Below are 14532 nucleotides of genomic sequence, written 5' to 3'. Positions count from 1 at the left end.
GTATGGCTCGTTAATCATCCTGTATTATTTTAAAAAAAAGGATTGTTTTGTTTTTCATAACCAATAGTTGTTGCCGGACCATGGCCTGGATATACCATTGTTTCATCAGGTAAAACGAAAAGTTTCTGTGAAATGTTTTGAATTAATTGCTGATGATTTCCGCCCGGAAGATCAGTACGGCCAATACTCCCCTGAAATAATACATCACCACCCATTAAGGTATGATCTGCCGCGCTGTAGAAACATAAATGAGCCGGAGAGTGACCCGGAGCAAAAATGATGGTAAGCGAACTGTTTCCAAAAGTGATGGTATCTGTTTCTGTTAAAAACTTATCTGGAAGTGGAGAAATCTGGTATTTAGTAAAACCCATTGCTGGTGCATAACCCGGAACAGCATTTAATACTTCCAGTTCGCCCTTATGAAACTGTGGTTTTAATCCATAAGTATCGAAGATAAATTTATTACCAAAAACATGATCAAGATGACAATGCGTATTCAGCAACAAAAGGGGCTTAAGGTTATTTTCTTTAATGAAAATAGTCAGTTCATTTTGCTCATGGCCTTCATACATGCCTGGGTCTATAATTACACATTCCTTTGTTTCATCAAATAAAACATATGTATTTTCACTGTAGGCATTAAAGGTCAGGGTTTTTACTGTAATCATATATTATTGGTTTTTCCACCTGAAGGTAGAGATCAGGGTGTCGATATCTTTTTTAATAAAATTAATTACTGGTGCTATGGAATCATATTGCGGGCGCTCATTGAAATATAAGGCACCCCTAAAATAATGTTTTGTGCTGTCTGTTAGAAAAAACTGTACCGAAGAAGCCGTATTTCCTTCAATGGCATAATAAATTCCATAAACCTTTCTATCTGGGTAGTGAATAAGTTTTTGATCGATGGCGCTGGCTTTTATGGTATGTTTGAAAGCTAATTTCCTGGCATCTTCAACCATATTGTCATATTCCTTTTTGCCTGAAATATCATAATATGTTAAATGCAGAAAACCGTTAAACTGCTTAAAATGTAAATTGTACCAATACTTTTGCGCATCACGGCTAACATCTTTTTCCAGCGTAGCATATTCCGGATAATCAAAACGGAAAGGAACCGGTGCTAAAAGTGGCTGGTAAGTTTTTTTTGGATATAAAATGCGGTAATATGCTTTAGGTTTCGGACTGTAATCATTGTTTTGGCAAGCCGAAAAACTCAACAGCAGAACAAACTGAAAAAGGATAAGGTATTTTAATTTCATTGTTCCTAATCATTAATAAAGCCTTAACAGCCATTAAAATTATTTATTCCAGATGTCCCAGGCTTGCTCAGCCTGTTGATGCAACATTTCCAGCCCATTTTTAATTACAGCACCCCGGGCGGCTGCTTTTGCCAGAAAAGCAGTTTCTAAAGGGTTATACACTAAATCGTAGGCCAGGTGCTGCGGCCCGATCTGCGAATAATCTATTTCCGGATAGGCATCCACATGAGGCAACATTCCCAGCGGGGTGGTATTAATCAGCAAAGTATGGCTGGAGAAAATTTCCGGTGTAACTTCAGCATATAAAATTCCATTTTCAATGGGTTTACGCACCACGGTAAGATAGGCAATACCCAGTTTCTCCAATACATATTTAACCGCTTTAGCTGCTCCGCCATCACCAAATACCAATGCTTTTTTATGGTGTGATTTAAGTAAGGGAACTAAAGACTTTTCGAAGCCAAAGGCATCCGTATTGAAGCCTTTTAAATAAACTTCACCTTCAAGCCGTTTGATGGATATGCAGTTTACTGCCCCAATTTTTTCTGCAGCCTCTTCTATCTCATTCAGGAATGGTAAAATACTTACCTTGTGTGGAATAGTAACATTTAAGCCGGCTAATGTCGCATCTGCACTTAATAATTCAGGCAGTGATTGAATCTGTTCAATAGGATAAAGCTCATAGCGATGATTAACAATGCCTTCATTTAAAAATTTCTCTGTGAAATACTTTTTAGAGAAGGAATGAGATAGCGGAAATCCGATTAAGCCGTAAGTTTTCATATTGATATATAAACAGCAAACCTTACAGGTTTTGAAACCTGCAAGGCTTATTTAACTATGCATCCTTATCAGGACTGTAGGTTATTTAGTTTGGTTCAGGAAGTAATCAAAAGTATCACCTCTAAGTCCTAAACGTATGGTTTCTAAAGGGATCACTTCTGCCGGTGCAATATTGCCCAGGTTAACATTTGAGCCGATCAGTTTGATAAACCAAACCTGTTGTTCTTTTTGCGGTGCTTCCCAGATGATGGTTTCTTCCGGAATCTGTGTCAGAATTTCATCTACCAGGCCTTCACGTACTTCGCCACTGCCACGGTAAATTCCTACATTTCCACCTTCGCGTGCTTCTGCAATTACCTTCCAGGAGCCAGCTTCAAGTTCTGCCTGCATTAATTTGATCCATTTGTATGGCGCAAATATTTTAGCTGCATCCTTACTGCCTACCTCAGAAATTACAGTTACCTGTTTAGCCAGTTCGGAAATGTAGCCACATTTCAGGTCATGCTCAATTTCAATGGAACCATCAGATACTTCGGCGTATTCCATTCCGTATTGATCTAGAATGCGTTGATAATCAGTAAACTGATTCCGGATGATAAAGGCCTCAAACAATGTTCCTCCAAAATAAGTAGGAATGCCGGAACTTTTATATAAAGCTAATTTTTCTTTAAGGTTTGGTGTAACGTGAGATGTAGCCCAACCTAATTTTACGATATCTGTATGTACGCCGGCAACTTCGATAAAATCTTCCACCTGGCGAAGGCTTAATCCTTTATCCATAACCATGGTGAGGCCTTTCTGGCGTGGTTTAGCAGGACGTTCAGGAACGTTTAATAATGGGTAATTCATATGCGTACAAAAGTGAAAAAAATTTTGAGATTTATTTGTTAAATTTTTCTCAAAAGGCTTTTACCTGATATATCTGTTAATAACATTAATAATGGCACTGTTATCCTGCAGCTGCGGTAAATATTCAAATAAGATGTAATGCTTATCGGGATCAGTGGTTAAAGCGGTTTCGAGATAACCCAGCGCATCTGCATAATTTCCCATTGCAAACAGGTATGCCACCATGCGGTAGTATAATTCTGCTGCTTCCGGATTATTCTTAATGGCTTCAGCCATTGTTTCTGATGCATCAAGCAATTTCCCTTGTTCATACAATACTGTGCTGAAATCCAGCCAGGCTTCAATATCAAGCGGATTGTATTCCAAAACCTTTTCGTAAGCCGTAATAGATTCTTCAATCTGCCCTAATTTATAGTAGGCATCAGCCATAGCAAACCAGAAATCAGCATTTTCCGCTTCCAGGTCGATTGCTTTTTTATAAAAATGCAATGATTCAAAATAGCGTTCTTCATGGTTAAGGGTTACGCCAATTCCGAACCAGGCATCAGCCATTTTCGGATCCATTTTTACCGACTTTTTGTAATAGGAGCGGGCTTCGTCCATCTTTTCCAACTTCTCATAACATTCCCCGATGGCGCAATAGGTATCGGCATTGGGCTGTTCATATTCGAAAGTTTGCTTATAAACATCTATGGCCTCATCGTACTTGTCAAGCTGTACCAGGGCATTTCCCTTATTAAAATAGGCCGAGCTGAAATCTTCTTTGATTAAAATTGCATAGTCATAAGCATCTATGGCTTTTTCAAAAAGATTTAATTTATGAAAACTGTTGCCCAGATTATACCATGCTGCATATGAATAAGGATCGGTATCAATGTACTGCTGATAGAATTTAATACTTTCTTCCTGTTTGTCTAAAACATCGTAACAGAAAGCCAGCTCATATAAGCCATCCTGGTTTTCCATATTTTGTTCCAGGCTCAGCTTAATGTAGGTGATGGCACTTTCATAATCGCCCATGCTCTGGTATACATAAGCCATCTGCAATAAAATTTCATCCGTACTTTCGGCTAAGCCCAATGCCTTCTCGTAATTTTCCAGTGCCTCACTAAAACGCTCGGTATTCTGAAAGATATTACCACGGAGCAGATAAATATCCGGCTCTGATGGTTCCAGTAATTCGGCTTTTTGCAAGGCTAAAAAAGCCTGATCATTATTATTGGTTAAAATATAAAGATGTGCCTGTTTAATTAAAAATACGGTGGCATAAGGATGTTGATTGATGGCATAATCTACCACTTGTAAAGCCTTAACCGGATCATTTTTTTCGATGTAAAAATCTACAATATACTCAAAGGCGCCTGCATCAAAAAAGTACTGATCCTGATTGCGGATCATCTCTTCATAGCGCTCTACCGAACGTTGTGCGTCTTCATTGGATTCAAAAAAGAATTCTTCTTCCATATATAATTAAATTAAAGAACCGTGCCAATTGGCAGAAAGATACAATATAAGTTTACCAAATTAAATTATTCGGTTAAGAAATAATTATTAACATCAGTTGTTGAAAAAGATGTAAGCAACTGAAAATAAAGCTTATTGTTCTAATTATAAGGTGTGGATAATCAAAATATTTTTTCAACATCGCGGCTCCTTTTCCCTTCTCTTACAAAAATAGCACTAATTTGCCTGACTAAGGTAATGATGAAGTCATGAAAATTAAGCCGTAATATCTTTGGTTGTGGGTACTACACCCTATAAAACCACTGCTTTCAAAGGCCGGCATTAAGCAAAGAAAAATGGTTGATGATCTGACTCATCAACCTTAATTTTTTATGATTCTTTTCCTAAATCAACAGCTGCTTTTTTGAATATCTCAGCCTGTTTCATCAGGTTCTTTTTATCTTCTCCGCTTGCTGCGCCGGCTTGCTTGGATTTACCCTGGGCCGTAGCTTCATATGCTGATGAAAGTTGTTTATTCAGGTAAGGCTGTAATTTCAGTCTTTCAATGGCATCTTTAATATTTTTAATGCCTTTTTCTGTTACAGCCGGATTGGTATTGGCCCTCAGGTACTGAAAATATTGACCAATCACCGCAAAAACTTTATTCCGGTCTCCCTTATCCATAATGTTTGTATAAAATTCCTGGTGTTCATCTTTCGGATCGCCAATGTAAAGTTCGGCAATCGAAGGCGCAATATGATCTTTTGTATCCTGATCCAATGCTGATAGCGTGCTTATACTTTCCTTAGGGGCAAGTTTTGCCAGACCGCTTATTCCTGCCGCAATCACGCGATAAGATCTGTCCTTTAGGCTTTCGGACATTAAACTTTTATAAGTCTGATCGCCGGTTTCTCCCAATTTGGAAATTGCTGCAGCTCTCACTTCAGTATCCCGGTCTGTTTTTGCCAGCTGTAATAAAACCGGAAGTGCCGCAGCTTTAATTTGGGCATCTTCAAGATTTAAACCGGCAATGCTTAAGGCACGTAAATCGCCTGACGAATCTTTTAGGGCTGCCAATAAAACCTGCTGACCGCTTATGGCTTTGCTTTGCATAATGAATTGCAGTGCTTCAAGTCTGTTGGCATAACTTGGTGCATTTTTATATTGAAAGTAATAATCTTCAGCCACTTTATTGTCGTTCATTTCGCCAACGATAATTTTATCGGCATCAAAATCAATTAAATCTGGCTTGCTGCTTACGTCAAAAGAAAAAGTCTCTTCACGCTTGTCGATAATAATTTCTTTTCTGATCTTTTTCCCGGCTGCATAGATATCCACTTTAACTGGTAAGGTAAAAGTTTGTACACTTGAATCTTGTGTTTGCTTCACTTTAATAGTGGCCTTTCCATTTTGATAGCCATAATCTATAGCTAAAATGGGGTGGCCGCCATTGTAATACCACTGGTTAAAATAAGGACTCCAGTCTTTGCCGGTCACGTCTTCCATGGCTAATCTCAATTGGTGCGTTTCCCCATTTTTAAATGCGTTGGTGGTTAGGTATTTATTGAGCGATTGATAAAAAGCCGCATCGCCCATTTGATTTTTCAGTGCATATAAAATAACAGATCCTTTTGCGTAGCTCACATTATCAAACATGTCTTCTTTATCTGCATAGTGAAAACGCGCTAAAACAGGACTTTCTCCATTTTTGGTGGAACTGATATAAGATTGAAGTTTTTCATAGCGTAATTTATCTTCGGCATCTTTACCCGCATCATGTCCTTGCCAGATAATCTCACCAAAAGTGGCAAAAGATTCGTTCATGGTTAAGTTTGACCATGATTCTGCCGTTACATAATCGCCAAACCACTGGTGGAAGAGTTCGTGTGCGATGGTGCCTTCTTCATTTCCATCTAACAATTCGCGATCTGTTTTCTGAATCTGCTCACCGTGTAAAGTTGCCGTGGTATTTTCCATAGCACCCGAAACATAATCTCTGGCCACCACCTGTGCATATTTATTCCAGGGATAATCCAGCCCTAAAGTTTCGCTGTAAAACTTCATCATCTCAGGGGTTTTCCCAAAAATCTGTTTGGCATAAGGTGCGTATTTTGGTTCCAGGTAATAGTTAACCTCTTTGCCTTTATAAGTATCTTTTGTGATTTTGAAATCGCCAATGGCCATCATAAAGAGGTAAGGAGAATGCGGCAAGTCCATCTTCCAGGTATCGGTTCTGGTACCATCTGTATTGGGTTTTTGGCTGACTAGTTTTCCGTTGGATAAGGTGGTATATTTCGATTTAACTGTCATCGAAATTTCCTGGGTAGTTTTTTGGTCTGGCTTATCTATCGTCGGAAACCAGGCTGAAGAAGATTCGGTTTCACCTTGTGTCCAGATTTGAACAGGTTTATCTTTATCCTTTCCATCCGGATTGATGAAGTATAATCCTTTCGCATCCGTTATGGCTGCACTACCTTTTACTTTTAATTCATCCGGCTTCGCCGTATATGCGATGTAGATGGTATATTTTTCTTGTTTAGTGTATTTTTTATTAAGGTTAATGTATAACTTATTGTTGTTATATACATATTTCAACGGTGTATTTCCTTTGATACCTACTAATGCAACGGTTTTAATATCCATTCCCTGGGCATCTAAGGTAAGGGAATCTGTCGGGTAAAAATGAGGTTTTAAGGTTACCCATTCTTTTCCGTACAGATAACGTTTGGCATAATCAAAGGAAACATCCAGTTTGGTATGCACCAAATCATTAATTTTAGTGGGGGTAACACGGTAGACAGATAAATTTTCGGGCTTTTCTGAAGATTTTTCCTGAGCTGAAAGATTACCTGCCACAAAAAAAGTCAGCAACAGCGCACTGCAGGTGAGAAACTTATTATTCATTTTTTATGATTTTATGGGTCTGTTATCTTTAAAACAACATCTAAATTATTGTGATAAAGTAAAGACTCAAATGTACCTGCTTTCTCTTAATTTTTTGTTTTTTTGTGTAAATCGTTTAGCTATATGAAGACAGATATTCAATCCATTTTGGATCAGTTAGGTGTAAAAGCCAATAATGCTGCTTTTAGTACAGGAAGTAATTGGGGTGGCCTTTCCAACATTGAATTGTTGGAAAGTTTTTCTCCTGTTGATGGAAAATTAATTGCTTCTGCCAAGGTTGCCACTGCTGAAGACTATAACCAGGTGGTGAAAAAGGCTCAGCTGGCATTTTCTGAATGGAGAACCGTGCCAGCTCCAAAGCGTGGAGATTTAATCCGGCAGTTTGGTGATGCTTTGAGGGTGAATAAGGAAGCTCTGGGCGCACTGGTTTCATACGAAATGGGAAAAAGTTTGCAGGAAGGTTTAGGTGAGGTGCAGGAAATGATTGATATCTGTGATTTTGCAGTAGGCTTATCGCGCCAGTTATATGGCTTAACCATGCATAGTGAACGCCCGAACCACCGCATGTATGAGCAATGGCATCCATTGGGGATTGTTGGCATTATTTCAGCATTTAATTTTCCGGTGGCCGTTTGGAGTTGGAATGCAGCTTTGGCGCTGGTTTGTGGCAATGTTTGCATCTGGAAACCCTCTGAAAAAACACCTTTAACGGCAATTGCCTGTCAGCATATTATTGCTAAAGTTTTTAAGGCCAATGATATAGAAGAAGGCGTTTGTAACCTGGTTTTGGGCGACAAGGTAGTGGGAGAAGCGATGACCCATGATGGCCGCGTGGCCTTAATTTCTGCAACAGGTTCTACCCGGATGGGAAAAGAAGTTGCTGCAGCCGTGGGCGCCCGCCTGGGTAAAACCTTGCTGGAATTGGGAGGTAATAATGCGATTATCATTTCAGAACATGCTGATTTGGATATGAGTTTAATCGGTGCTGTTTTTGGTGCCGTAGGTACAGCTGGTCAGCGTTGTACCTCTACCAGAAGATTGATTATTCAGGAAAGTGTTTATGATACCTTTAAAGAAAAATTAGTGAAGGCTTATGATCAGTTACGGATTGGCGACCCGCTGGATCAAAGTAATCATGTTGGTCCGTTGATTGATCAGGATGCTGTGGCTTCATATCTGGATTCGATTCAGAAATGTAAAGCCGAAGGTGGTCAATTTATCGTGGAAGGTGGTGTGTTAACCGGCGATCATTACAGCAGCGGTTGTTATGTAAAACCCTGTATTGCCGAAGTTAAAAATGACTTCAAAATTGTGCAGCATGAAACTTTTGCGCCGATTTTATACCTGATTAAATATAAAACCTTAGCAGAAGCCATTGCTTTACAAAATGGTGTTCCACAGGGTTTATCTTCAGCAATTATGACTTTGAATTTGAGAGAAGCTGAACTTTTTCTATCTTCAAAAGGATCAGATTGCGGGATTGCGAATGTAAATATAGGTACCTCAGGTGCTGAGATTGGTGGTGCTTTTGGAGGTGAAAAGGAAACCGGCGGTGGAAGAGAAAGCGGATCTGATGCCTGGAGGGCTTATATGCGCAGACAAACGAACACAATCAATTATTCGGATACCTTGCCCTTGGCACAAGGGATTAAGTTTGATTTGTAATGAAATGATTTAGGTTAGCGTTACTAACTTTTAAAAAGTTTAACGCCATATTAATAATGTAACAATGGAAAATATATCAGGAAAAAATGCAATCGTTACCGGTGCGGGTAAAGGCATAGGAAAGGCTATTGCCACAGCTTTAGCAAAAGAAGGTGTAAACGTAGCCTTAGTTGGCAGAACGAAAAGTCATTTAGATGAACTGGCAGAAGAGTTAAAGCAATATCACGTAAAAATAGCTGTTGCAACTATGGATGTTAGTGATATCGATTCTGTAAACCATGCCATAGAAACGGTTAAAGGAGCGTTGGGTTTTATTGAAATTTTGATCAATAATGCTGGTGTTGGAAAGTTTGGTAAATTCTTATAAATGGAAATAGCAGACTGGGAGCGGATTATTCAAACTAACTTAATGGGTACTTATTATGTAACCCGTGCAGTTGTGCCGGAAATGATAGAAAGGCAAACTGGTGAGATTATTAGCATTTCAAGTTCATCAGCATTTAGTCCTGCGGCAGTAACCAGTGCATATTCGGCATCTAAGGCGGCAGTTAATGCTTTTTCTGTTTCATTAATGCAGGAAATGAGAAAACATAACATCAGGGTAACGGCATTATCGCCGAGTACTACGGCAACGGATATGGCTATTGATTTAAAACTTACCGATGGTAATCCTGATAAGGTGATGCAACCCGAAGATATAGCAGAACTGATTATTGCTCAATTGAAGCTTAACAGACGGGTGTTTGTAAAAGATGCAGCCGTTTGGTCTACCAATCCGTAAAAAAAAGAAAAGGGGCTGTTCATTTTTTCCTGATACAGCCCCTTTCCAAAATAGTTTTATACTATAATTTTTTAATCAATAAATGCGCTTCAATATCAAACCAGTTTTTCTGTAAACTACTTCCAGTTTTGTAACCTCTGATTTGACCAATTGTATAAGTAAACTGATAATTCTTCACTATTTTAGAAAAAGTTAGCTTATTGGCAGGCAGGAGAAATTCATTATAATTTTTAGTTGATTTTAATTTTTTAGCTTTCGCCAGTTCTACTGATTCCTCAAAAATTTTAGTCAGTTTAATTGCTAATTTGGCTGTATCACCCAGGTTAATGATTAAGTCTTTATCATTAGTACGATCTATTTTTATTTGGATGCCATTGAAAACCTTTTCCGTATTTTCATAGCTATTTATATCCAGCAGGTAATCAAATCCGCTAATCGCAGGGAAATCATGATCGGTACTTAAAAAAGTATATTGGGTATCGGCGGGATAAATATCCTTGTCGTTGATCTTTAAAGTGGAAAAGGCAGTATCCACTTTTATCTTATCTTTGACATATTGATAATCATCTCGACTGTCAATTACATTTTCAATATGAGTCAGGTTCTTTGAAGTAAAAGGCTGCAAAGCACTTAAGCCATGTTTGGATACGAGATATTTCACCACAGATGGCTTTTCCTTTAGATCCTCGGCCTTTTGAGAGGATAATATCTTCTTGAGCCTTGTAATTTGTGCGTATTTAGAAACAGCAGATGCACTTTGAGGTCCGTAAACTGCAAGCATCGTTAAAATAGCCAGGCTAATGGGAATGAGTTTAATGTTTTGCCTTTTACTAAAGAGAAAGTAAACCGTTATGCAAGTTAGCCATAGGGCAATCAGTATTAGTATGTACCTGCTTTCTGTTATTCCATAAGGTTCAACCCGCTTCCAAACTGCCAATAAGAGGAGTATGATGAGCGGAATCAGCATGCTATAAAAGAAACGCGAGAAAAGTTTTATCCAGCTGTTTCCTTCCTGCTCTTTCATCGGATAAATAAGGAGCAATGATAGGATTCCAAAAACGGCGTAACCAATAATCAGGCTGGACACCAAACCTTTAGGTAATGACCAACTTATCATGATTTTGATTTCATAAAATAATAAAATCGCCAGGTAAATGGTCATTAGTGGAATAAGTACAAATTGTGTAAATATCTTCAGTCCTTTAGGGTAAGCAGCTTCTTTTTCCAGTTGTTCGAAATTGGTGGGTATACCTGCTAAAAAGAATACCGGACTAAAACCAGCGACTATGATTGCAAAAACAATCATGTATGTTTTCCAATAAATAGCGACATTGAATAAGCCATCTATGGCTACCAGGGCTATCGCTAAACCACCATACAGCACAATAGAATAAAGCGCTGCTGTTAGAAAGCGGAGGAACAACACTTTATTAAATTGCCAGAAGCCATTAATCTGGCCTTTATCCATAAATGGAGAGAAAGCAACAAACAAATGAAAGGCAAATGCCATCAATGCAATTCTTAACTGATCAGCAAAGTTATCCGCAGGATCTAATAAGAAAAAGAGCGACAGGCAACTCAAAACCGTAAAGATCCTGATCAGCCACTTTTTTCCAGGCTTATATGCCTTTTTTTCTGCCAGTAAATCTAAAGCGAGTGTAAGGGTAAGGCCGAGGTTACTGATTAATATAGCTTTTATCAGAATCTTGTGAAGAGCGGCGTTAAGCAATGAATCTGCACCATAACGGTCAAGATGAATATAATATGTCCAGCATACTGTTGCCACAATAATAAATACGAACTGTAGCGGGAAGCGTTTAACAACGGTTAATAAGTCCTTATAAAGGTGTTGTATAGATGGGAGTTTCATCAATTTAAAATTTGATTAAATATAATTTTTTTAATGATTTAAATATGGTGTGATCATATTGTTAAAAAAAGTTAAAGCCTTTTTTAACTAATTAATTAGTTTTATATTAGAGCACCAAGCTAATCAATTATCTTATGAAACGAACGCTCCTCTGCCTGTGTTTTCTGGTTTTTGTTACTTCCTACCTGAAGGCGCAAATTGTTCACCAGATTAAAGGCCGCACCATTGACACTGCTTCAACTACTTTACTTTCCGGATCTACCATTGCCATATTAAATGCTAAAGATTCTACGCTGGTGAAATTTACCAGGTCTGCTGAAAACGGCTCCTTTGAAATCAACGGTATTAAAAATGGCAAGTTTATGCTATTGGTTTCTTATCCTAAGTATGCTGATTTTGTTGATCACTTTACCTTAGATTCTACTAAAAAAGACATAGATCTTGGTACGATTAATTTAACCGGAATAGCCAAACTTTTGGCAGATGTAATTATTAAAGGCGAAAAGGCCGCTATTAAAATTAAGGGCGATACTACAGAGTTTAACGCATCAAGTTATAGTATACAACCAAATGATAAAGTGGAAGATTTGTTAAAAAAACTGCCGGGAATACAGGTAGATAAGGATGGGAAAATTACGGCCCAGGGGAAAACCGTACCTAAAGTATTGATAGATGGAGAGGAATTTTTTGGTGATGATCCAACCTTGGTAACTAAAAACCTAAGGGCGGATATGGTGGATAAAGTTCAACTTTATGAAAAATCCAGCGATCAGGCAGCCTTCACAGGTGTTGATGATGGGAAAAAAACACAAACCATCAATATAAAACTTAAAGAAGATAAGAAAAGTGGTTACTTCGGAAAGATTGATGCGGGTTATGGTACTAAAGATTTTTATCAGGGCCAGGCATTGTTTAACCGCTTCAAAGCCAAACAAAAGTTTTCTGTTTATGGTACGGCCGCAAATAACGGTACTACGGGTTTGAGTTGGGAAGATGGCAATAAATTAGGTGCGGGTAATAGTAATATGCAAATGAGTGATGATGGAAACATGTGGTTTAGCTATGGGGATGGAGATGAATTAGAAAACGGAAATTATTATGGTGAAGGGATACCCCGGGCCTTAACCGGCGGTGCACATTATGATAATAAATGGAATAGCGATAAGGAGAGTATTAACACCAATTATAAGTTGGGTGCCTTAGGCATCAAAACGACTAAAAATACCCTTAGTCAGAATAATTTACCTGATGGTATTATCAATACAAATACCGATGAAAATTCTGATCGAAATGTGTTCAGGCAGAAAATTGATGCAGTATATACCATCAAACCGGATACCACCAGTAACCTCAAAGTATCAGTAGATGGCCTGCTTAAAAACAGTGATAATATCTCCAGCTTAAATAGTATTGGATTAAGGGGCGACAATTCCAAACTCAACGAAAATAGGCAGTCGAATAGTAACAATGGTAAAGAACAAACATTTAATATCTCTGCCTTTTATAACAAAAAGCTAAAAAAAGCAGGGCGTAATTATTCAGTAAGTCTTAGTCAGAATCTCAATGATCTCAATTCAGATGGTTTTTTAAATTCAGTTGTAGAATATTATGATGAAGCTGGTTTACCTTTAAGAAAGGAAGTTACAGATCAGTTAAAGAAAAACAATACCCAGAGTTCTATTTTTAGTAGCAATTTAACTTACAATGAGCCACTAACAAAATCAATCTCTTTAGTGTTAAATTATGGTTTTGGTATTAATGAAAGTCGTTCTGATCGTAAATCTTTCAATCAATCATCACCTGGAAATTATGATATTCTGGATAAAGAATTCAGCAATGATTTTAAAGCAAGTCAATACCTTAATCAGGGTGGAGCTGTTTTTAACTATAAAAAGCCTAAAACAACTATTAGTTTTGGTAGTAAGGTGAGTGCCGCAAAGTTTGATCAATTTGAGCAACTCTCTAATCAAAGTTATAGCAGAAGTTTCGTAAATTGGTTACCTCAAGCCAGTTACATGTATAAATTCTCCGCTCAAAGGGCTTTTAGGTTCAGTTATAACGGAAGTACAAACCAACCTACCGTTAACCAGTTGCAGCCGGTAAGGGTAAATGATAATCCTTTATATCAACCTCTTGGTAATCCAGATCTGGCACCATCCTTCAATAGTCGATTTAATGCAAGTTATAACGCTTATAAAGTTTTGAGTCAGCAATCAATATACATTAACGGTAGTTTCGGCTTTGTTAACAAAGCAATAGTCAGTAGCACAGAAACAGATGCTTCTGGAAAGACAATAGCGAAATCTGTTAATTTAACAGATAGAACGCCGGTTAATTATAGTGTATATAGCGGGTTCAATAGAAAAGTTAAATTTCTGTTTGATGCCAATATCGGGCTAAATTTAAATGCAAATGGCAATACAAATTATAGCTACGTAAAAAGTCAGTTAAGTGATGTGGTCGAATTAAATCAAATTGTGAGTACCAGCTTTTCTCCTTCATTACAGATTAACAGGTATAAGGATAAGAGTGAAATCTATTTAAACTTTGGTCCGAGTTATCATGCACAGGTAGCCTCGCTTCAAAAAGATCGGGCAAATAAAGGATGGGGGATGCAAGGTTGGGGAGGCTTCAGCTTAACCCTGCCGAAAAAAATCAAACTTCGTGCGGATGGTGAATATACTTACACACCTAAATCGCCAGCTTTTGATACCAGTTTCGAACAGATCATTATCAATGCAGCTGTAACCAAATGTTTCTTTAAAAATGAAGATCTGAAACTTACCATTCGCGGTAATGATTTATTTAATCAGAACCGGGGTTTCAGGCGGTCTTCCTATTCCAATATGATCACGCAAACAAGCTATAATAATATCAGCCGTTATTTTATGTTCTCCCTGGTTTGGGATTTTAATAAAATGGGCGGTGGTGCGCCTCAAAAATAAAATTTGAATGGTAATGATTCAAAATCCTTT

General features: G+C 38.0%; 9 protein-coding genes and 1 pseudogene. 3 read left to right on the top strand and 7 right to left on the bottom strand.

Going from position 1 to position 14532, the window contains the following annotated elements; genetic code table 11:
* Positions 1-29: 29 nt before the first annotated feature.
* From OQ267_RS00815 to OQ267_RS00790, 6 genes are all read right to left on the bottom strand, one after another.
* Positions 30-668, bottom strand: a complete 639-nt coding sequence (locus OQ267_RS00815; protein WP_265834549.1) for an MBL fold metallo-hydrolase — start codon at positions 666-668, stop codon at positions 30-32.
* Positions 669-671: 3 nt separating this feature from the next.
* Positions 672-1262: a gliding motility lipoprotein GldD gene (locus tag OQ267_RS00810; protein ID WP_088299678.1), complete on the bottom strand. Its 591-nt coding sequence runs from the start codon at positions 1260-1262 to the stop codon at positions 672-674.
* 39 nt (positions 1263-1301) lie between these two features.
* On the bottom strand, positions 1302-2045 hold the full coding sequence (locus OQ267_RS00805; RefSeq protein ID WP_265834548.1) for a shikimate dehydrogenase family protein: 744 nt from the start codon (positions 2043-2045) through the stop codon (positions 1302-1304).
* 81 nt (positions 2046-2126) lie between these two features.
* Positions 2127-2894, bottom strand: a complete 768-nt coding sequence (locus tag OQ267_RS00800; protein WP_265834547.1) for a phosphosulfolactate synthase — start codon at positions 2892-2894, stop codon at positions 2127-2129.
* Positions 2895-2954: 60 nt separating this feature from the next.
* Positions 2955-4358, bottom strand: coding sequence for a tetratricopeptide repeat protein (locus OQ267_RS00795; RefSeq protein ID WP_088299675.1), 1404 nt, complete (start codon positions 4356-4358; stop codon positions 2955-2957).
* Between the two features lie 369 nt (positions 4359-4727).
* Positions 4728-7241: a M1 family metallopeptidase gene (locus tag OQ267_RS00790; RefSeq protein ID WP_265834546.1), complete on the bottom strand. Its 2514-nt coding sequence runs from the start codon at positions 7239-7241 to the stop codon at positions 4728-4730.
* Positions 7242-7364: 123 nt separating this feature from the next.
* Here OQ267_RS00790 and OQ267_RS00785 point away from each other — a divergent pair, with 123 nt between their 5' ends.
* Positions 7365-8906, top strand: coding sequence for an aldehyde dehydrogenase family protein (locus OQ267_RS00785; RefSeq protein ID WP_265834545.1), 1542 nt, complete (start codon positions 7365-7367; stop codon positions 8904-8906).
* Positions 8907-8970: 64 nt separating this feature from the next.
* A pseudogene (locus OQ267_RS00780) lies at positions 8971-9687 on the top strand (3-ketoacyl-ACP reductase).
* A 61-nt stretch (positions 9688-9748) separates the two neighbouring features.
* Here OQ267_RS00780 and OQ267_RS00775 read toward each other — a convergent pair.
* Positions 9749-11557, bottom strand: coding sequence for a DUF4153 domain-containing protein (locus tag OQ267_RS00775; RefSeq protein WP_265834544.1), 1809 nt, complete (start codon positions 11555-11557; stop codon positions 9749-9751).
* 134 nt (positions 11558-11691) lie between these two features.
* Between OQ267_RS00775 and OQ267_RS00770 the strand changes: the two genes are divergently transcribed.
* Positions 11692-14502 carry a TonB-dependent receptor gene (locus OQ267_RS00770; protein WP_265834543.1) on the top strand — a complete coding sequence of 937 codons (2811 nt, stop codon included), beginning with the start codon at positions 11692-11694 and terminating at the stop codon, positions 14500-14502.
* Positions 14503-14532: the final 30 nt, after the last annotated feature.

This window comes from Pedobacter sp. MR22-3, from assembly GCF_026240075.1.
Classification (GTDB): domain Bacteria; phylum Bacteroidota; class Bacteroidia; order Sphingobacteriales; family Sphingobacteriaceae; genus Pedobacter.
The sequence above is the reverse complement of the archived record's forward strand: the minus strand, read 5'-3'. Positions and strand labels throughout refer to the sequence as shown.

What these genes read in the sequence shown, in the direction of transcription:
- OQ267_RS00815 (WP_265834549.1), bottom strand. Translation starts at nt 668, where the DNA reads ATGATTACAGTAAAAACCCTGACCTTTAATGCCTACAGTGAAAATACA.
- OQ267_RS00810 (WP_088299678.1), bottom strand. Translation starts at nt 1,262, where the DNA reads ATGAAATTAAAATACCTTATCCTTTTTCAGTTTGTTCTGCTGTTGAGT.
- OQ267_RS00805 (WP_265834548.1), bottom strand. Translation starts at nt 2,045, where the DNA reads ATGAAAACTTACGGCTTAATCGGATTTCCGCTATCTCATTCCTTCTCT.
- OQ267_RS00800 (WP_265834547.1), bottom strand. Translation starts at nt 2,894, where the DNA reads ATGAATTACCCATTATTAAACGTTCCTGAACGTCCTGCTAAACCACGC.
- OQ267_RS00795 (WP_088299675.1), bottom strand. Translation starts at nt 4,358, where the DNA reads ATGGAAGAAGAATTCTTTTTTGAATCCAATGAAGACGCACAACGTTCG.
- OQ267_RS00790 (WP_265834546.1), bottom strand. Translation starts at nt 7,241, where the DNA reads ATGAATAATAAGTTTCTCACCTGCAGTGCGCTGTTGCTGACTTTTTTT.
- OQ267_RS00785 (WP_265834545.1), top strand. Translation starts at nt 7,365, where the DNA reads ATGAAGACAGATATTCAATCCATTTTGGATCAGTTAGGTGTAAAAGCC.
- OQ267_RS00775 (WP_265834544.1), bottom strand. Translation starts at nt 11,557, where the DNA reads ATGAAACTCCCATCTATACAACACCTTTATAAGGACTTATTAACCGTT.
- OQ267_RS00770 (WP_265834543.1), top strand. Translation starts at nt 11,692, where the DNA reads ATGAAACGAACGCTCCTCTGCCTGTGTTTTCTGGTTTTTGTTACTTCC.